At 39.6% G+C, this 19,967-nt stretch carries 19 protein-coding genes; 13 read left to right on the plus strand and 6 right to left on the minus strand.

Going from position 1 to position 19,967, the window contains the following annotated elements; genetic code table 11:
- Positions 1-2 precede the first annotated feature (2 nt).
- Positions 3-455 (minus strand): universal stress protein, encoded by a 453-nt coding sequence (locus A6754_RS06340; RefSeq protein ID WP_066443023.1) that lies wholly within the window; start codon positions 453-455, stop codon positions 3-5.
- A gap of 102 nt (positions 456-557) precedes the next feature.
- On the opposite strand from A6754_RS06340, the gene A6754_RS22910 reads away from it, so the two are divergent.
- On the plus strand, positions 558-713 hold the full coding sequence (locus tag A6754_RS22910; RefSeq protein WP_180320195.1) for a hypothetical protein: 156 nt from the start codon (positions 558-560) through the stop codon (positions 711-713).
- Positions 714-811: 98 nt separating this feature from the next.
- Here A6754_RS22910 and A6754_RS06345 read toward each other — a convergent pair whose 3' ends face one another.
- Positions 812-1,906, minus strand: a complete 1,095-nt coding sequence (locus tag A6754_RS06345; protein WP_066443024.1) for a M24 family metallopeptidase — start codon at positions 1,904-1,906, stop codon at positions 812-814.
- A 215-nt stretch (positions 1,907-2,121) separates the two neighbouring features.
- On the opposite strand from A6754_RS06345, the gene A6754_RS06350 reads away from it, so the two are divergent.
- From A6754_RS06350 to A6754_RS06360, 3 genes are all read left to right on the plus strand, one after another.
- The gene (locus A6754_RS06350) at positions 2,122-2,802 is read left to right on the plus strand and encodes a metal-dependent hydrolase (protein WP_066443025.1); all 681 of its coding nucleotides are present in this window, start codon (positions 2,122-2,124) and stop codon (positions 2,800-2,802) included.
- 157 nt (positions 2,803-2,959) lie between these two features.
- Positions 2,960-3,199: a hypothetical protein gene (locus A6754_RS06355; RefSeq protein WP_066443026.1), complete on the plus strand. Its 240-nt coding sequence runs from the start codon at positions 2,960-2,962 to the stop codon at positions 3,197-3,199.
- Between the two features lie 80 nt (positions 3,200-3,279).
- Positions 3,280-4,599: a CBS domain-containing protein gene (locus A6754_RS06360; RefSeq protein WP_066443027.1), complete on the plus strand. Its 1,320-nt coding sequence runs from the start codon at positions 3,280-3,282 to the stop codon at positions 4,597-4,599.
- A 73-nt stretch (positions 4,600-4,672) separates the two neighbouring features.
- Here the strand turns inward: A6754_RS06360 and A6754_RS06365 are convergent, their stop codons facing one another.
- Complete coding sequence (locus tag A6754_RS06365) at positions 4,673-4,978, minus strand: YtpI family protein (RefSeq protein ID WP_066443028.1); 306 nt, start codon at positions 4,976-4,978, stop codon at positions 4,673-4,675.
- Between the two features lie 221 nt (positions 4,979-5,199).
- Between A6754_RS06365 and A6754_RS06370 the strand changes: the two genes are divergently transcribed.
- Positions 5,200-6,135: a DHH family phosphoesterase gene (locus tag A6754_RS06370; RefSeq protein ID WP_066443029.1), complete on the plus strand. Its 936-nt coding sequence runs from the start codon at positions 5,200-5,202 to the stop codon at positions 6,133-6,135.
- Positions 6,136-6,213: 78 nt separating this feature from the next.
- Here A6754_RS06370 and ytrI read toward each other — a convergent pair whose 3' ends face one another.
- Both ytrI and ytrH read right to left on the minus strand, forming a co-directional pair.
- Positions 6,214-6,714: a sporulation membrane protein YtrI gene (gene ytrI / locus A6754_RS06375; protein ID WP_066443030.1), complete on the minus strand. Its 501-nt coding sequence runs from the start codon at positions 6,712-6,714 to the stop codon at positions 6,214-6,216.
- The gene (ytrH, locus tag A6754_RS06380; protein WP_066443031.1) at positions 6,714-7,049 is read right to left on the minus strand and encodes a sporulation membrane protein YtrH; all 336 of its coding nucleotides are present in this window, start codon (positions 7,047-7,049) and stop codon (positions 6,714-6,716) included. Before ytrH ends, ytrI begins: the two co-directional genes overlap by 1 nt.
- 319 nt (positions 7,050-7,368) lie before the next feature.
- Between ytrH and dnaE the strand changes: the two genes are divergently transcribed.
- From dnaE to A6754_RS06420, 8 genes are all read left to right on the plus strand, one after another.
- Complete coding sequence (dnaE, locus tag A6754_RS06385) at positions 7,369-10,734, plus strand: DNA polymerase III subunit alpha (RefSeq protein ID WP_066443032.1); 3,366 nt, start codon at positions 7,369-7,371, stop codon at positions 10,732-10,734.
- A 192-nt stretch (positions 10,735-10,926) separates the two neighbouring features.
- On the plus strand, positions 10,927-12,165 hold the full coding sequence (gene ystJ, locus A6754_RS06390) for an NADP-dependent malic enzyme (RefSeq protein WP_066443033.1): 1,239 nt from the start codon (positions 10,927-10,929) through the stop codon (positions 12,163-12,165).
- 69 nt (positions 12,166-12,234) lie between these two features.
- On the plus strand, positions 12,235-12,795 hold the full coding sequence (locus A6754_RS06395) for a FadR/GntR family transcriptional regulator (protein ID WP_066451446.1): 561 nt from the start codon (positions 12,235-12,237) through the stop codon (positions 12,793-12,795).
- 261 nt (positions 12,796-13,056) lie between these two features.
- On the plus strand, positions 13,057-13,926 hold the full coding sequence (gene accD, locus A6754_RS06400; protein WP_066443034.1) for an acetyl-CoA carboxylase, carboxyltransferase subunit beta: 870 nt from the start codon (positions 13,057-13,059) through the stop codon (positions 13,924-13,926).
- Positions 13,920-14,897 (plus strand): acetyl-CoA carboxylase carboxyl transferase subunit alpha, encoded by a 978-nt coding sequence (accA, locus tag A6754_RS06405; RefSeq protein WP_066443035.1) that lies wholly within the window; start codon positions 13,920-13,922, stop codon positions 14,895-14,897. The genes accD and accA overlap by 7 nt, the downstream gene beginning before the upstream one ends.
- A 485-nt stretch (positions 14,898-15,382) precedes the next feature.
- Complete coding sequence (pfkA, locus tag A6754_RS06410) at positions 15,383-16,342, plus strand: 6-phosphofructokinase (RefSeq protein WP_066443036.1); 960 nt, start codon at positions 15,383-15,385, stop codon at positions 16,340-16,342.
- 30 nt (positions 16,343-16,372) lie between these two features.
- Positions 16,373-18,133, plus strand: coding sequence for a pyruvate kinase (gene pyk, locus A6754_RS06415; RefSeq protein WP_066443037.1), 1,761 nt, complete (start codon positions 16,373-16,375; stop codon positions 18,131-18,133).
- A 242-nt stretch (positions 18,134-18,375) separates the two neighbouring features.
- Positions 18,376-18,765 (plus strand): FxsA family protein, encoded by a 390-nt coding sequence (locus tag A6754_RS06420; protein WP_066443038.1) that lies wholly within the window; start codon positions 18,376-18,378, stop codon positions 18,763-18,765.
- Between the two features lie 49 nt (positions 18,766-18,814).
- Here the strand turns inward: A6754_RS06420 and ytvI are convergent, their stop codons facing one another.
- A complete protein-coding gene (gene ytvI / locus A6754_RS06425; RefSeq protein ID WP_066443039.1) occupies positions 18,815-19,930 on the minus strand; it encodes a sporulation integral membrane protein YtvI in 1,116 nt (371 codons plus the stop codon).
- Positions 19,931-19,967: the final 37 nt, after the last annotated feature.

Raw genomic sequence — 19,967 nt, forward strand, 5'->3', positions numbered from 1 at the left:
ATTTATTCAGCTTCTTTTTTTGTCCGAACAACTAAAACATCACATTCCGCATAACGAGCTATATGCTCAGAAACGCTGCCAATAAGGAATCGTTCAACTGCATTCATTCCTGTTGCTCCACAGATAATTAAGTCGACATTATGATTTTTAGCCATCTCTTTTGGCACCTTAACTTTAGGTGAGCCAAAATCAATTTCATAAGTAACTTCTTTGACACCTGCTTCTAATGCAGCCTTTCTGTATTTTTCCATTAGTTCTTCTGCGTATTCATTCGCACGGTCTGCAACGCCGCGGTCGTAGGCTTCAACATTAGCATATGTGCGTGTATCAACAATATGGGCTACGATGATCTTTGCATTATTCCTCTTTGCTATTTCTATTGCTTTTCTAAAAGCCCAATCTGCTTCAGGCGAACCATCTACAGCAACTAGTATATTTTCATAATTCATAGTCATAAAATTTCTCCTCCTTTGCCTAATTTATACATACCCAAAACTTGTATAACTCTAACAAAAAATCGAACAATATATGGAGAACTTAAAAAAGGAGCGATACAAATGAAAAAACAGGATGCAAATAATCAATCTTATTACGAGATGGATGAAAAAGGTACAAACGAAGTTAGTGAGCAAATTACAAACGCTTATAATAGCGGTGTAATTGACTATTCAGAAGAACAAATTCAAAAACATAATAAGAAAAAACGTCACTAAAAAGTTTCTCCAGCTAATAGAGGGAGTATGTCAATGCAAAAAAGCCGTCATTCTTAAAATGATGGCTTTTTTTGCAGAATGCTATTATATTCTGGATACTAAATTATTTGCAATTCCTTTGGAAATTTAGTTAAAACTTCTACCCCATTCTCAGTAACTGCCAGGTCATCTTCAATTCTCACGCCTGCGACTCCTGGTACGTAGATGCCTGGTTCAATAGTAAAGACCATTCCTTTTTCAAGCTGAAGCGGATTGGTCTCAGTTAAGGATGGATATTCATGTACACTGATTCCAAGTCCATGACCTAATCGGTGTGGGAAATATTCTCCATAGCCAGCTTCTCCAATAATATTCCGTGCTGTTAAATCAATATCAGCAGCTGTCATGCCGGGTCTACTGGCTTCTACTGCAGCCAGCTGTGCTTTTAGTACGGTATCATAGATCTCTTTTTGCTTATCATTGATATCACCGAATGCAACGGTTCTTGTAATATCAGAGCAGTATCCTTTCCATACAACACCTAAGTCGAAAAGAACAAGATCACCCTTTTTCATCTGAGTCATGCCCGGTGTGCCATGTGGCGAGGCACCGTTAGCTCCGGTTAGAACCATGGTTGAAAAGGACATTTCGTTGACACCTTTTTTCTTGAGTGCATACTCTATTGCTGCTAATACATCAAGCTCTGTTTTTCCTTCAGCAATCTCCGAGCAGCCCACTTCAATAGCATAGTCGGCTAAAGCACATGCTTCTCTGATGATTTCAAGCTCTTGCTCATCCTTCACCATCCGAAGCTTTCTGAGCTTATCTTCTGCTGATACAAACTGCGCTCCGCTGAAAATTTGTGTAATGGCTTCATATCGTTCAACATTCATATGCTCTTTTTCAATTGCTGCACTGGAAATGTGAGCAACTCGTTTCTTTACTGCCTGGTGAACTTTCTCCCAAGGATTTTCAATATCGCTATAACCTATGATTTCATGGTTCCAGCCTGCTTGTTTAGCGTCTTCTATTTCCATGGCAGGGCAGACGAGAAATGGCTCTGCATCTTGGAAAACAGCAAGTCCCAGTAACCGTTCATGCGGATCACTGAAAAAACCGCTCAAATAAAAAACATTTTCAGATGAAGTGATAAAGCTAAACTGGATATCATTCTCTTTCATCCACTCAGAAACACTATGTAACTTTGTATTCATATATGTACCTCCCTTATCGTCCTTACTATGAGAGTAGCAACTAATAAAGGAAAAGTAAATATCAAGAACCTAGAGAGATGTCGATGAAATTTATAATTCATGTTACAAGGGGATTTTCACTGAATTTATATTTTTCGTTACATAATGGATATAGAAAAAGGGAATAGCAACTATGTGGAAGTAGTGAATGAAGAAAATGTTAAGGAGTGTTGATCTTGAAAGTATCATATCATGGACATTCAATCGTGAAGATTGAAACAAATGGAAAAACGATTCTTATCGATCCTTTTATTAATGGGAATGAACTAACAGATTTAAAAGCTGAAGATGTAAAAGCAGATGTCATCATTGTCACACATGGCCATGGCGATCATTTAGGTGATACAGTTGAAATAGCAAAAAAGAATGATGCGTTAGTAATTGGGAATGCAGAGCTTGCTGCCTATTTAGGCTGGCAAGGAGTCAAGACCCATGGAATGAGCATTGGCGGAGCTTATGAATTTGATTTTGGGAAAGTGAAGTTAACGCAAGCTATCCACGGAACAGGGTACATTACGGATGACCAGCAAATTATTTATTTGGGGATGCCAGCCGGAGTGCTGTTTATGGCAGAAGGAAAGACCGTATATCATGCGGGAGACACAGCTTTATTCTCAGATATGAAGCTAATTGGGGAGCGTCATCCTATCGATGTAGTATTTTTGCCGATTGGGGATAATTTTACGATGGGCCCTGAAGATGCTGCTTATGCAGCCAAATTATTGCAGGCAAAAACAGTGGTACCAATTCATTTTAATACATTCCCGCCAATTAAACAGGATCCCCATGAATTTATTGAGCTTCTTGATGATCAAAGCGGAAAAGTATTAGAGGCCGGCGAGTCGATTGAACTGTAGTCAGCTTTGTATTATAAGAGAATGTTGAGTTGCCTTCTAACCGAGGAAAGCTAAAAATAGAAAAGAGGCACATGCTTCATTTTAGAGCATGTGCTTTTTGCATGTTTTCAGCATGTCCGCATACATTTTAATGATAGATGTATTAGGAGGGGAAATCATGAACAAAAATCGTTACTTATTATGTTTGCTCATTTGTGGGCTCATGCTTTATTATGCTGTGCCTCGCTTAAGTATTCAGGCAGGAGGAGAACAAGGCTTATTCTCTGCCGTATGGCTTGCATTTATGCTTATGGCCGTTGCCGGGAATTTAACAGCGATGCTTTACGCTCCAAGACGCGCAGCTCGTACACAAAAAACATTAATCGCTGACAAAAAGAAGATCCGCTCTTATCGCTAGCAGAGCGGCAGACTGAATTGAATATAGACCCTCTTAACCTTATAATAGACTTAGCAATGAGGAGAAGAGGGTGACATGGATTGGCGACGAAACACGAACAAATCCTGCAATATATAGATGAATTGCCCGTTGGGGAAAAAATTTCTGTCAGGCAAATTGCGAAAGCATTATCTGTAAGCGAAGGAACAGCTTACAGGGCCATTAAGGAAGCTGAGAATAAAGGTTACGTAAGCACCATTGAACGTGTAGGCACGATTAGAATCGAGCGGAAGAAAAAAGAAAACATTGAAAAGCTTACGTACGCTGAGGTTGTAAACATCGTTGATGGTCAAGTACTTGGCGGCAGAACCGGGCTCCATAAAACACTTAATAAGTTTGTCATCGGAGCAATGGAGCTCGATGCCATGATGCGTTATACCGGTGCGGGAAACCTCCTGATTATCGGGAACCGGACAAATGCTCATGAACTGGCTCTAAAAGCAGGTGCGGCAGTACTCATTACGGGTGGGTTTGATACCGATGAGGATGTGAAGCGAATTGCAGATGAACTGCAGCTCCCGATCATCTCGACTAGCTATGATACATTCACTGTTGCAACCATGATTAATCGGGCGATTTACGATCAGCTCATAAAAAAAGAGATTGTCCTGGTAGAGGACATTTTAACACCTATTGAAGATACGACTATTCTGAGAACAACTGATACAGTCGAGGATTGGTTTACATATAACCGGCAGACTACCCATAGCCGTTTTCCTGTTGTAGATCATAATGGAAAAGTCTATGGAATGGTTACCTCTAAAGACGTTATGGGCAGAGACCCGCATACTTCTATTGAAAAAATAATGACGAAAAATCCAATGACGGTTGGCGGAAAAACAAGTGTTGCTTCTTCCTCTCATATGATGGTATGGGAAGGAATTGAATTGCTGCCTGTAGTTGATGATGCCAATAAATTAATTGGCATCATCAGCAGGCAGGATGTATTAAAGGCATTGCAAATGATTCAGCGCCAGCCGCAGGTGGGGGAAACGCTGGATGATATCGTTACAAATCAGTTTACCGTCATGAAAGGCAAAGGCAAAGGTGATGATGTATACCAATGCGAGGTAACACCGCAAATGACAAATTATCTTGGCACGATTTCTTATGGTGTTTTTACTACAATTGTTTCTGAGGCAGCCAATCGCATTTTGAAAAGCTATAAAAAAGGTGATCTTGTTGTAGAAAATATGACGATCTATTTTTTAAAACCTGTTCAAATTGACAGCACCCTTGATATATTCCCAAAAGTACTTGAGGTTGGAAGAAAGTTTGGTAAAGTCGACGTTGAAGTCTTCAATGAAGGGATTCTTGTCGGTAAAGCAATGATGATGTGCCAGCTGATTGACAGAAGCTAATGTGATCACTAAATAGAGAATTAGAGCACATCAAAAAGCCCGCCATTGTCTGGCGGGCAAGTAATAACGACTTTTATCCTTTTTTATACGCTTCAACCTCTGCTGCTGCATGCGGCAGATGAAATTTATACGCTTTAAAGCCAGTATATAGGCAAAGAACACCGACAATGATAAAAATAGCTGAAACGATATAGGCTGTTGTGTTCGGCGTTAGAAATAGCTGGTTTACTCCAAAAATTCCAACAAATGAGCCTAATGCCATTCTGCCTTTTGCAGTAATCCAATGCCTTTCAGCAGGACCTTTAGCCATGAAGGATCTGATCTTATAGAAAATATAAAGTGAAAAAGATACAATCACCAGTATAACGAGTATGGGCATTGTTAAACCTCCAAGTATAATCAATCATATTCATTTTAACGGGAAAGACAGTAAAATTCCAATTATATTTACAATCAGTAGGCAAAACGATTAAAATCCATTAATATATGATAAAAGTTATTTGGGCGTTTAGAGCGGTAAATTGTTAAAAGATCTCTCAGATCAGCTTGATCTGCTGTTGTTTTTATATTTATCAAATGTATATCCAAAAGGAGTATCTCATGAAAAAGCAAATAATCGAAAAAATAAAGCAGTATGAAACCATTATCATACATAGACACGTAAGACCAGATCCAGATGCATATGGCTCTCAAGGCGGTCTGGCTGAGGTGATTCAGGCATCATTCCCGGAGAAAAAAGTTTATACAGTTGGTCAGGAAGAAGATACTCTGCACTATCTGCGCAGATTGGACAACATCTCCGATGATACATTTAAAGGAGCACTTGTCATTGTATGCGATACAGCTAATACAGAACGAATTTGTGACCAGCGCTATACAAAGGGTGATTTCCTAATCAAAATTGACCATCATCCGAATGTGGATCCATATGGAGACATCATGTGGGTAGATACTAATGCCAGCTCCACTAGTGAAATGATCTATGAATTTTATAAGGAAGGCAAGGATGATGGCCTCCAAATGTCTGATGAAGCAGCGCGTCTTCTTTTTGCAGGAATTGTAGGGGACACTGGCAGGTTTCTATATCCAAGCTCAACAGAAAAGACATTTGCATATGCGGGTGAGCTAATTCACTATCAATTTTCCCGGACAGAGCTTTTTGATAAAATGTATGAGCTTCAGCCGAATATCGTTAAATTGAATGGTTTTGTGCTGCAGAATTTTGAAATGCTCCAGCATGGAGCTGCCATGATGGTATTGAAGAAAGAACTGCTCGAAACCTATGATGCAAAACCTTCTCAAGCGTCCTTGCTTGTAAGTGAGCTTGGGAACGTTGCAGGCATTAAAGCATGGGTATTTTTCATCGAGGAAAATGATCAAATCCGTGTTCGCCTGCGCTCGAAAGGACCGGTCATCAACACGATTGCTGCTAAATACAACGGAGGCGGCCACCCGCTTGCAGCAGGTGCATCAATTTATTCGTGGGATGAAATGAGTTCTGTCATAAAGGATTTAGAAGAGGTTTGTAAAAAGTAAAAAGCTGACAAATGTCAGCTTTTTTTGCTTATTAAGTGCAGATAAGCTTCCTCCTATCCGTCCAGCCTTAGATATTTTCTATTCAAGCTGCAGATTCACATGGATGGAGAAGGTCGTATATACACTCATTTTTTTAATCGTTACTTTATAACGCTTTCCATTGATTTCAAGTGTTTTGTTTTGAATGATTCTTTCAATTAAGCCTAAGCTTGAATGTACAGTTTCAATATCTTTTGCAACCATCATGCTGATTTCTTCTTTTAACGTTTTTTCAGCTTCAAAGACACTGTATACATCAAGTTTGTATTTGTTATAGTTATCTATTTTTAAATGGATCTGCTGAACGGTCAGTTTTTCTTTATTCTCTTTATTCAGTTTCTTAAATTCTTCCTGCCAAATATCCTTTTCCTTGGTGAGTTCCTGTATTAAGTCCTTTTGACCATCAATTTGTTTACTGTAATCCTCCTGCCATTCTCCAAAGATATACAGAAAAAAAAACCAGCTGATAAATGCACCGATAGCCATCCCTCCTAAAAAGCGCTGCCATGAGGGCTTGCGGTAAAGAGGTGGGATTCTCATTACGAAACATGCTCCTGTGTTAACCAGTTAATCAGCAGTGCTCCGGTTTGAGCACCTCCAAGGGCGGAAAGGATGAGCAGGCATTGCTTGAAAAGATCTTTTGTTTGTCCATCTAAAACGCCTCGTTCAAAACTATAAACAGTATCAAATGTCCCGCCGATTGCAGCAATAATCGCCCAGATTCGAATAAGATTCGAAAGACGGAAAACTTCTGTTAGCGGCGGCTTTCCAGTAATAAACGCTGCAAGTGCACCGATAATAGATCCGCCAAGCAAAACACCAAGTGCAATAAAGTAGCTTTCAAACAGTGATGCGAAAAAGGGTTGATTCTCCATATATCTCCATCCTTGTTTAGCATATTCGTAAACATTTATTATTACATCATATGGACATACTGCTTTTTTTATGATGGTTGTCTCATTTTTAACAAACCTTGGAGAAATGTCCTTTCATAACGTTCTGCAAAAGCATACACATAAGTATTAAAGCTATAAGCATTCAAACTTTCATCACCCTCCCGCTAAAAGCGGATTTCTTTGCTGCATATGATTCTTCCTCATTAGGTACGGTGAATTGAAAAAAGAGAACATATTTTCTTTTTTATATCTCCCGTTCTATAATAAAAGGAATAGAAGAAATAAGGGTGTGATTACAGTGTCTTTTATTCACCTTCATGTGTATAGTGCATATAGCTTGCTGATGAGTACAGCAAAAGTGGAGGACTTGGCTAAACAAGCCAAACAACTTGGCTTTGAGGCGATTGCATTAACAGACAGAAACGTGATGTATGGCGCTGTCTCTTTTTATAAGGAATGCTTAAAAAATGAGATAAAGCCTATTTTAGGTTTAACAGCAGATGTAGTAGATGATGAATCTGAACAGGCAGAGCCATTTCCTCTAGTGTTACTGGCTAGAAATCAAACAGGCTATCAAAATCTGCTTAAGATTTCGAGTGTGATTGGCACAAAATCTCCAGGTGGAATTCCTGCAAGATGGCTAAAGGCATATAACCAAGGCTTAATTATGCTGAGTCCAGGTCTTGAAGGGAAAATTGAGCAGCACTTGATTAATGACGAATACGAAGAAGCGAAAAAGTCAGCATGTTTCTATCGGGATCACTGCGAGGAGCAGCAGTTTTATTTATCGCTGCATGATCATGGAATATCAAATGAAGAAAAAGTGAGAAATGGGCTTGTGCAAATCAGTTCAGAAACGGGGATTGAGCTTACTGCTGCGAATGCGGTGCATTATTTGCAGAAGGAAGACGCTTTTGCGCAAGACTGCCTGACTTGTATTAAAAACGGTGAAAAGATTCAAGCTGAAGACAGAATGAGACTGCAGGGCGAAGAATACAACTTAAAATCTGCAGCGGAAATGACTGGGCTTTTATCCATGTATCCTGATGCGTTGGAAAATACGCTAAAAATCGCTGAGCAATGCAATGTAATGCTTGAGCTGAATGGAGAACATCTGCCAAAATATCCTGCGGTGGATGGTTTAACGTCAGAACAATTACTAGAAAAATTATGCTGGCAAGGGTATCAGGAACGCTATCCTCAGGATACAAAAGTGCATAAGGAACGTCTGGCATATGAGTTAAGTATTCTAAAGAAAATGAAATACAGCGACTATTTTTTAATAGTCTATGATTTTATGAAATATTGCCGAGAGCACGATATTTTAACAGGACCTGGCCGGGGTTCAGCAGCCGGTTCGATGGTGGCTTATGTTCTGTATATTACAGATGTGGACCCAATCGCTCACGGATTGCTGTTCGAGCGTTTCTTGAACCCTGAGAGAATTTCTATGCCTGATATCGATATTGATTTTCCAGATCATCGCCGGGATGAAGTGATTCAGTATGTGGCCAACAAGTATGGCGAAATGCATGTAGCCCAAATTGTGACCTTTGGAACGATGGCAGCAAAAGCTGCACTGCGGGATGTTGGCAGAGCTTTTGGCTTAAATACAAAGGAGCTGGACAGGCTGTCAAAGTCAGTGCCTTCCAAGCTGGGGATTACACTGAGTGAGGCATATAATTCATCCGATTCTCTGCGAAGATTTACAGAAGAATCAGGCCTGCATAAACGTCTATTTGAAACAGCACTAAAACTGGAAGGATTGCCGCGGCATACATCTACACACGCAGCTGGAGTGGTGATCAGCGAAATGCCGCTAGTTTCTGTTGTCCCTATACAGGCAGGGCATGATCAAGTGTACCTGACACAATACTCAATGGAATATTTAGAGAATATAGGTCTCTTAAAAATGGACTTTTTGGGATTAAGAAACTTATCCCTTATCGAAAATATAGTGAACTCCATTAATAGACATTCAAAAGAAAAAATAGATATTAAGTCTATCCCTGTAAATGACGAACATGTTTTTAAACTGCTGAGCAGCGGCAGAACCAATGGGATTTTTCAGTTTGAATCAGCAGGGATGCAAAGAGTACTGAAAAATTTGCGTCCATCGTCCTTTGAAGATATCGTCGCCGTTAATGCCCTCTATCGTCCAGGTCCAATGGAAAACATTCCTCTCTTTATTGACCGTAAGCATGGGAAACAAGAGATTTCATACTACCATCCTGACTTAAAGCCGATCCTTGAGAACACATATGGTGTTATCGTGTATCAGGAGCAGATTATGCAGATTGCTGCGATGATGGCTGGATTTACTTTAGGGGAAGCAGATATGCTCAGACGGGCAGTTAGTAAGAAACAGAAGGAAGTACTGGATCAAGAACGGACTCATTTTGTTGCTGGCGCATTGAAAAAAGGGTATTCAGAGCAAACGGCACACAATATATATGATTTAATTGTGAAATTTGCTAACTATGGATTTAACAGGAGCCATGCGGTTGCTTATAGTTTAATTGCGTATCAGCTAGCTTTTCTAAAAGCAAACTACCCGCTTCATTTTATGGCGGCCCTGCTTTCATCCTCTGCAGGCAATGAGGTGAAAATCTCTCAATATATTCGAGAGTTAAAAGACTTGAAACTCAAAGTGCTGCCTCCATCCATTAACAAAAGCTGGTATACATTTACTGTTGAACACCATTCTGTCCGCTATAGCCTTGGTGCTATTAAAGGGATAGGAGGAAATGTTCTAAAGGAAATCTTCAAGGCGCGGGGACAGCAGAAATTTCATGATTTATTTGATTTCTGTATGCGCGTTTCCCACAAAATAGCCAATAGAAAAATCATTGAAACACTTATCCATTCCGGTAGCTTTGATGAATTCGGTGAAGACCGGGCAGTCCTTCTTGCCAGCATTGATGCAGCATTGGAGCATGCATTACTTGTGAACCCGGATGATGAGCAGGCTGACTTCTTTTCTGACGGTGAATTTTTCCCGAAACCTAAATATACAATCGTTGATCCAATAACTGCAGAAGCTAAGCTGGCATTTGAAAAAGAAGTGCTGGGGCTGTATTTGTCTGACCACCCTATATCTGTTTATGAAAATGAGCAGGAAAGGATGGGGACGGATATCATCGCTGAATTGGATACATCAGCCCGTCAGGTAAAGTTATTCGTCTTTTTAGCAGAGTTAAATAAAATTCGCACTAAAAAAGGGGACACGATGGCGTTTATCACACTTAGTGATCAGAGTGGTGAAGTAGAAGGAGTCATCTTTCCGAATGTCCTAAATCAATATTCGCATCTTCTAAACAAAGGAAGGATTCTCTTCATATCAGGCAAGCCCGAAGAAAGGGATGGAAAGAAGCAGATCATTGTACAATCGATCCAAACGCCAGAACAGGCAATAGCTACATTTAAGCCGAAAGAGCCTATCCTTTATTTGAAAATTACAGAGCAGCAGGAAACAAATGAACAGCTGCGAAAGCTTAAGGATTTGTTTAGAGAAAATTCCGGAGCTATTTCAGTTATTCTCTATTATGAGAGCAGCGGCAAGAGGATCAAGCTTGGAGAAGAAGATTGTGTTCATCCCACTTCAATTTTTATGGATAGGCTAAAAGGTTTATTAGGCAGTGAAAATGTGATATTAAAGCGATAGCCCTTTACATCAAGATCATATATGTTATAGTAGTTGGTGTTAAGATCATTGGTCAGACCACTACGCTGTATAGAAGAATCTGCTGTAAAACACAGGTTCTGCTTCCAATATTGAGGTCTGCAAGCTAAAACATACGAACTTTAAAATAGATTAATTTAATTCGTCTTTTTGGGACACAGAGGGGTGGATAATTTGACGTTGAGAGAAGAAGCTCTGCATATGCATAGAGTGAATAAAGGAAAACTTGAATCAAAGTCAAAAGTAGAGGTAAAGGACGCCAAGGACTTGAGCTTAGCTTATTCCCCTGGTGTTGCTGAGCCGTGCAAAGAAATATATGATAAGCCTGAGACTGTATATGAATATACAATGAAAGGAAATATGGTAGCAGTTGTTTCCGATGGAACAGCAGTGCTTGGCCTTGGAAATATTGGTCCGGAAGCTGCACTTCCAGTAATGGAGGGCAAAGCGGTCCTATTTAAGAGCTTTGCAGGTGTAGATGCTTTCCCTATTTGCTTAAATACAACAGATATTGATAAAATTGTGGAAACGGTGAAGCTGCTTGAGCCTACTTTTGGCGGTGTAAATCTGGAGGATATTGCAGCTCCTAATTGTTTTTATATAGAAGAAAGACTTAAGAAGGAAACCAATATTCCTATTTTCCATGATGATCAGCATGGAACCGCCATTGTCACAGTTGCAGGATTAGTGAATGCATTAAAACTCTCTGGCAAGAAAATGAATGAAATTAAAGTAGTAGCAAACGGCGCGGGTGCAGCAGGCATTGCGATTATTAAGCTGCTGTACAGTTATGGCGTAAGAGAAATCATTATGTGCGATACGAAGGGCGCCATTTATGAAGGCCGTCCGCAAGGTATGAATGAAATTAAAAACGATGTAGCTAAATATACAAACCGAGATAAGAAATCAGGCAGTCTTGCAGAAGTGATTACGGGTGCAGATGTCTTTATTGGTGTTTCAGCTGCCGGTGCATTAACAGCTGACATGGTGAAAACAATGAACGCAGACCCAATCATTTTTGCGATGGCTAACCCTATTCCTGAGATTATGCCAGAAGATGCAAAAGCTGCAGGGGCACTGGTCGTAGGTACGGGACGATCCGACTTTCCGAACCAAGTCAATAACGTTCTTGCTTTTCCAGGCATTTTCCGCGGTGCTCTTGATGTGCGTGCAACTCATATTAATGAAAAAATGAAGGTTGCTGCTGTTGAGGCGATTGCTAGTCTTATAGATGAATCAGATTTGCATGCTGATTATGTTATACCAGGGCCATTTGATCCGAGAGTTGCGCCTGCTGTAGCTGCTGCGGTCGCCAGGGCAGCAATGGAAACTGGGGTAGCACGACTGAAAGTAGATCCTGAAGAAATAAAAGAGAAAACAATCAGATTAGCTGTTATCGGAAAAAGCGAGTGATGAACTGACGTGTTATCAGCTCAAACTGGATCTAAAGTATATGTCGTAATTGTTAAGAAGCTTCGCGAAATGATTGCAGCGGAAAATTTAAAGCCTGGAGATAAATTGCCATCTGAACGTGAATTATCCGAACGCCTGAAGGTTGGGCGTTCTTCTGTTCGCGAAGCTTTTCGAGCGCTGGAACTGCTCGGTCTCATCGAAACAAGAAGAGGAGAAGGCACTTTCATACGCGACTTTAAAGGTCATCAGCTTGTACAGGTGCTCAGTACATTTATTCTTCAGGATGAAAAGGCTAAAAAGGATATTAAGGAAACGAAATTTTTAATCGAGCTTGACTGCTTATGGCTTATTATGCAAAAAAAGACTGATGATGAACTCTTAGCTTTTAAAAACTGGGCAGAGCAGACGACTTTTACAGATGATGAATTTTTCTATAAAATCATCTTATTGGCAGATAATCATTTGTTTTTAAGAATGTGGGAAATTTTAAAAGACTATTATAATTCGCTCGATTTCCCAGCTGAAGAGCTTCAAAAGCATGATTATCTTCATTTAATTGAAGAGCTGCAAACAAAAGAAGAAATGAGAATTCGCGGTGCTTATAAGAAACTAAGAAAGCTTGTCGAATGAAAGCTGACATATTTCAGCACTATTTTTAAATTTAATCGTTTATAGTAGTTGGACAAGAGTAAAATGATGTACGCAAAAGCGGTGTTCTTATTTTAATGTGAAGTAACTCTGAATGAACTTTTGAAATGAATGATAAATAAAACTGTCTGATTGCGCCTAAGGTCTACCGCAATCAGCAACTTTTTATGCATTGGTGGTCAGACCACTGGTGGGGTGGGGAAATTATAAATTTGTATTATTATCAAACGGGGAGGTTTCATCTTGTTTAAAGAGATCTTTACGAAAACCAAAAAGATTAAATATGCAACAATACCATCGGAAGCAGCGAAGCAGGATGTTCCCGAGGGCATTATGACAAAATGTCCAAATTGTAAAAAGATCATGTATTCAAAAGAACTGGTTAAAAATTTAAAGGTTTGTTTGAATTGTGATTATCATCTTTCCATGAATGCTTCTGAGCGTCTGGAAAGTTTTCTTGATCATGGAAGCTTTGAAGAAATCAATGAAGATATGGTTTCTGAGAATCCATTAAACTTTCCAGGTTATTTAGAAAAACTGGAAAAAGATAGACAAAAAACAAACATCAATGAAGCTGTTGTTACTGGAATTGGGACGGTAGACAACCAGTCTCTTGTTGTTGCCGTGATGGATTCTACCTTCCGCATGGGAAGTATGGGGTCGGTTGTCGGTGAAAAAATTACGCGTGCCATTGAAAAGGCTGATGAACTATCTGTCCCATTTGTAATCTTTACTGCGTCTGGCGGTGCCCGAATGCAAGAGGGAGTACTAAGTCTTATGCAAATGGCCAAAACAAGTGTTGCATTGAAAAGATTCAGTGATCATGGCGGGTTAATTATATCCATTATGACCCATCCGACTACGGGCGGAGTTTCTGCGAGCTTTGCTTCACTTGGAGATTATAATTTTGCAGAACCTGGTGCATTAATTGGATTTGCAGGCAGAAGAATTATTGAACAAACCATTCGTGAAGATCTTCCAGAGGATTTCCAAACGAGTGAGTTTTTACTGAAGCATGGTCAATTGGATGCAGTGATTCACCGGAGCGAGCTGAAAGATCAGCTTTCAAATATTTTATCCATTCATCAGCCAGGAGGTGATTTAGAGTGGTAGGAGAATTAGAATTCGAAAAACCGGTTGTTGAGTTAAAAAAGAAAATTGCCGAGTTAAAGGAATTTACAAAAACAGCTGATGTTGATTTATCAGCAGAAATTACAAAACTGGAGCATCGTCTTGCCAAGCTGGAAGAAGATATCTATGAACACATGAAGCCGTGGGATCGGGTACAAATAGCGCGTCATCCGCAAAGACCAACCACTTTAGATTATATTTCTGAGCTATTTGAAGGTTTTTTTGAATGTCATGGAGATCGGGTATTCGGCGATGATGAGGCTATTGTCGGCGGAATCGCAAGGTTTAAAGGCCTGCCGGTAACCGTCATTGGACATCAGCGCGGAAAGGACACAAAGGAAAATATCCGCAGAAACTTTGGAATGCCTCATCCTGAAGGGTATCGTAAAGCAATGCGCTTAATGAAACAGGCTGAAAAGTTTAATCGCCCTATTATTTGTTTTATTGATACAAAAGGTGCCTATCCTGGAAAAGCTGCTGAAGAACGTGGGCAAAGTGAAGCGATTGCCCGCAATTTGTTTGAAATGGCAAGCTTAACTGTTCCTGTTATTTGCATTGTGATTGGTGAAGGAGGAAGCGGTGGTGCTCTTGCATTAGGAGTTGGGAATCACATTCATATGCTTGAGAACTCAACCTATTCTGTTATCTCACCTGAAGGTGCTGCTGCGATTCTATGGAAAGATTCGACACAAGCCAAAAAAGCAGCAGAATCCATGAAAATTACTGCTCCAGACTTAAAAGAACTTGGCATTATTGATGAAATTATTCCTGAAGTTAAAGGCGGGGCACATAAAGATATCAAGCAGCAGGCAATTGCAATAGGAGAAATTCTAATATCTTCATTAAAAGAGCTTCTTTCTTTAACAGAAGAAGGTTTAGTCAATCAGCGCTATGGGAAGTATAAACAGATTGGCAAATATTCGTTTTTAAATGATTACATTGGGGTAAAATAAAACGTGCTTACGCACGTTTTTTGTTTTTTTATTGAGCTTATGAGTTAAAAGGAATTGCATAGAAACTGCAGTACAGCTGATTTGGTACTTTGAGCAATCTCGTTTAGAATAGAAGTTGCAGCTGAGAATCTAAATGCTTTTTCTGCAAATTCACCGTGGCAGCAAGTTTGTATGGTAAAGCATGATTAGATTGCCGGCGGGTTTATTCTTTTTTACAAACAAGGGAATCTAAGACTTTGTATATGCAGGTTTTCTAATTGTGTCTTAATTTTGTACAAATAAGCGTTTTCATTTCACGGATTATTCCGTCTTTAGTGATTATTTTTTGTTTGAGTTGAGATAGGCTGTTCTTCATGGTATTTTAGAAATATTGATTAGTATAGAATAAATGAAGTGTGTAATTATGTAAAGAATATGAAGAATTTACATTATTAGCAAATATGAACCTAATGTGTTCATAATTCTAAATATGAGGTGAGAAGAACATGAAGAGAATTGGTGTTTTAACGAGTGGTGGAGACTCTCCTGGCATGAACGCAGCGGTTCGTGCAGTCGTGCGTAAAGCAATTTTTCATAATGTTGAGATTTATGGGGTCTACGGCGGATATGCCGGTCTGATCAGCGGCAATATTAAGAAGCTTGAATTAGGATCAGTAGGCGATATTATACATAGAGGCGGCACAATGCTTTATTCAGCAAGATGTGAGGAGTTTAAAACAAAAGAAGGACAGCAAAAAGGGATTGAACAGTTAAAGAAACACGGCATTGATGGGCTTGTCGTTATTGGCGGAGATGGTTCATATCGCGGTGCGAAAGCATTGACTGAACAAGGTTTCCCATGTGCTGGCGTTCCTGGAACTATTGATAACGATATTAATGGCACTCAATATACAATTGGATTTGATACTGCACTAAATACTGTTATTGATGCTATTGATAAGATTAGAGACACAGCAACTTCACATGAAAGAACATTTATTATTGAAGTAATGGGCCGAGATGCTGGTGATATTGCTCTATGGGCAGGGCTTGCAGGCGGTGCAGAAACGATCTTAATTCCTGAGGTAGGATATGATATTCAAGAAATTAAGACACGTCTAATAAAAGGTCATGAGCGTGGAAAGAAACATAGTATCATTGTAGTTGCAGAAGGTGTCTGCAGCGGTGTTGAATTTGCTAAGCAAGTAAAAGAAGTTACCGACTTTGATACACGTGTATCAGTGCTTGGCCACATCCAGCGCGGAGGATCACCTACAGCATTCGATCGTGTATTAGCAAGCCGTTTAGGAGCACGTGCAGTTGAGCTTCTTTTAGAAGGTAAAGGCGGACGAGCAGTTGGAGTTCAAAACAACAATGTTGTTGATACTCATTTCGAAGAGGTTTTCAATATGAAGCATGAGATTGATACTGATCTATATAAGTTATCTCAAGAATTATCCATATAAAATAAAAAAAGAGATATTGGAGGAAGAAAAATGCGTAAAACTAAAATTGTATGTACAATTGGTCCTGCCAGTGAAAGCATTGAAAAACTTACACAACTGATTGAAGCCGGTATGAACGTTGCAAGACTTAACTTCTCACACGGTGATTATGAGGAGCATGGCGCGCGGATTAAAAATATTCGCGAGGCATCTGAAAAGACAGGTAAAACAGTTGCTATTTTATTAGATACAAAAGGTCCTGAAATTCGTACAAACAACATGCAGAATGGTGCGATTGAGCTTGTAGCTGGAAATGATATTATTGTTTCCATGACTGAAGTTGAAGGAACTGCAGATAAGTTTTCTGTTACATATGAAGGTCTTATTGATGATATCCATGTCGGTTCGAAAATTTTATTAGATGACGGTCTGATCGGTCTTGAAGTAACAAAGATTGATAAAGCAACGAGTGAAATTCATACGAAAATTTTAAACAGCGGTACATTGAAAAATAAAAAAGGTGTAAATGTTCCTGGTGTATCAGTAAAACTTCCTGGAATAACTGAAAAGGATGCAAATGATATTCTTTTTGGAATTGAGCAAAAAGTAGACTTTGTTGCTGCATCATTTGTCCGCAGAGCATCGGATGTTTTGGAAATTCGCCAGCTGCTTGAAGATAACGGAGCTTCTTACATTAACATTATCCCTAAAATCGAAAACCAGGAAGGTGTCGATAATATCGATGAAATTCTTGATGTTTCTGATGGTTTAATGGTTGCCAGAGGAGATCTCGGTGTAGAAATCCCGGCTGAAGAGGTTCCTTTAGTACAAAAGAGCTTAATCAAAAAATGTAATATTCAAGGTAAGCCAGTTATTACAGCAACACAAATGCTTGATTCTATGCAGCGTAACCCACGTCCAACAAGAGCGGAAGCAAGTGACGTAGCCAATGCAATCTTTGATGGTACAGATGCTATCATGCTTTCAGGTGAAACGGCTGCAGGAACATATCCGGTTGAAGCTGTACAAACAATGCATAATATTGCTGCCCGTGCGGAATCTGCACTTAACCATAAAGACATTTTATCGAAGCGCAGCAAGAGCACTGAACACAATTTAACTGATGCGATCGGACAATCTGTTGCACATACTGCATTAGATTTAGATGTGAGTGCGATCATTACAGCTACTGAAAGCGGACATACAGCTCGAATGGTTTCAAAATACAGACCAAAGTCTCCAATCGTGGCTGTAACATCAAACGAGTTTGTTTCCCGCCGCTTGGCATTAGTGTGGGGCGTTCATACACAAGTTGGGCCAAGATCCACATCAACCGATGAAATGTTAGATGTTGCTGTACAAGAAAGCATAAATAGCGGAATTGTTTCATCTGGTGACTTAGTTGTCATTACTGCAGGTGTTCCAGTCGGAGAAGCTGGTACAACTAACTTAATGAAAATCCATGTTGTTGGCGATGTCATTGCAAGAGCACAAGGGATTGGCAGAAAAACGGCTTATGGAAAGGCTGTTATTGCCCGTACAGCAAAAGAAGCTTTAGAGAAAGTAACAGAAGGCTCTATCCTTGTTACGATTGGTACGGATCGTGAAATGGTCCCGGCTATTGAAAAGTGCAGTGCATTAATTACAGAAGAAGGCGGACTTACTAGCCATGCAGCTGTAGTAGGCTTAAATGTAGGGGTTCCTGTCATTGTTGGCGTGGAAGACGCAATGAAATTGATCAAAGATGGACAAGAGATTACTGTAGATGCACGCCGTGGTATTATTTACAACGGACATGCTAGCGTCCTTTAATAAATAGTAGGCAATTAAACAGGCTGGACTGCACATTGTATTTCAGCATATAAAAACCCGGACAATAAGCAGAGTATCATCCGTTTTCTGCTTATTGCCGGGTTTTTTGTTCATTTTATAATCGCATTTTGGTGAATAGAATTTAGTATGTAGCGTAAAATAGCCAATAATCTTTTTACTCTGAGGTTCTTCTACTTTCTGATACAATGTTAGTAAGAATAAATAAACAGTGAGGTGGCATTATGCGCTACATCCTTTTGACCATATTTATTATCATACCGGTATTAGAGATTACAGCAATTATGCTTTCAGGCAATATAATTGGAATTGGTCCAACACTAATTCTTATTTTTCTCACGGCACTTTTAGGCGGGTATTATGCGCGCAAACAAGGACTTGAAACGTTTAGGAAAGCACAAAGGCAGATGCAATACGGAGAAATGCCAGGAGATACGATCATGGATGGAGTCTGTATCCTTGTGGGAGCTATTTTATTATTGCTGCCAGGCTTTTTTACAGACATTCTTGGACTGGTTCTGTTATTGCCCCCAACACGCGCCCTGATTAAAGGAAGACTCTTTAAAGCTATTACAAAACGAGTTAATAAACGTAATATCAAAATTATTACGTAACAAAAAAGAGCACTTTTTCAGTGCTCTTTTGTCTTTTTTGGTCATTTATTTACTTTTCTGTCCCTTTTATAAAAGACCATATGTCACGAAAGACGTTGGCGCGATGTAGAGTTGTAATGATGACAAGTGTGACTGGACCTGCAATGAGCCCCAGAAATCCAATTAGCTTAAAGCCAACAAAAAGGGCGATAAGTGTTGCCAGCGGATCGAGACCAATGCTTGAGGAAAGGACCTTCGGCTCCATGATCTGCCGCTGTACAATTACGATAAGATACAAAATCCCAAGACCAATCGCCATCCCCATATCACCGGAAATAGCTTCAAAAATAATCCAAGGCACAAAAATCAAACCTGTTCCCAGATAGGGAATAATATCAACGATTCCTGTAATGAGCGCGATTGTAATCGCATAATCAATTCGTAAAATCAAGAGGCCGATTAAGATGATGACGGTTGTGAAAGAAACAAGTGTTGCCTGCGCTTTGATAAAACCAAATAAAGCTTTTTTTAGATCAGCAACAACGGTTCTGCTGCTGGATTTTGCCCTTGAAGGAAGAATTTTTCCAAACGTCCCTGACAGACGGTACCAGTCTTTGCTAATAAAAAAAGTCGCGAGCAATGAAAAGATGATGACGGTCGCGGCATTCGGAAACCAGGATAATATATTTGGGATTTTTTCAAAAAAGGATTGAATAAATGTACCAAGTGTACTGCCGATATTGCGGCCTACATTTTCAATATTCGTCATAATGGTGTCCTGCTGTCCGGTTTCTAAATTATTGAAAATGCTGGTTATCTGATTATATAGCGGAATGATTTGTCCCGCAAAGAAGAGTTCGATATGTGTAATTAGTGTATCTAAATGTGCGGGTACAACCTTAGATAAATAATCAGCTCCTGAGACGATTTCAGCAACAAGCAGTGTAATCAAGCCGGCGAAAATGGCAAAAATAAGGGTTAACGCAACTAATACTGCCAGAAGTCTGGGCATGCGTCCTTTGCTTTCAAGAAAATTCACAGCAGGATTAATAAAAAAGGCAATTGCCAGCGCGATGATAAATGGATATGTAATTTTGGATATGTAGTAAAAAGAAATTAGGGCTAATATAATAATAGCTATGACGAAGAAAAACCTCAGTGTCCGATTTAGATAAATACTGTTCAATCAATGGCCCCCCTGCTCTTTATTCTAAAAAAAGGTG

It is taken from the genome of Cytobacillus gottheilii (genome assembly GCF_001636345.1).
Classification (GTDB): domain Bacteria; phylum Bacillota; class Bacilli; order Bacillales; family Cytobacillaceae; genus Cytobacillus; species Cytobacillus gottheilii.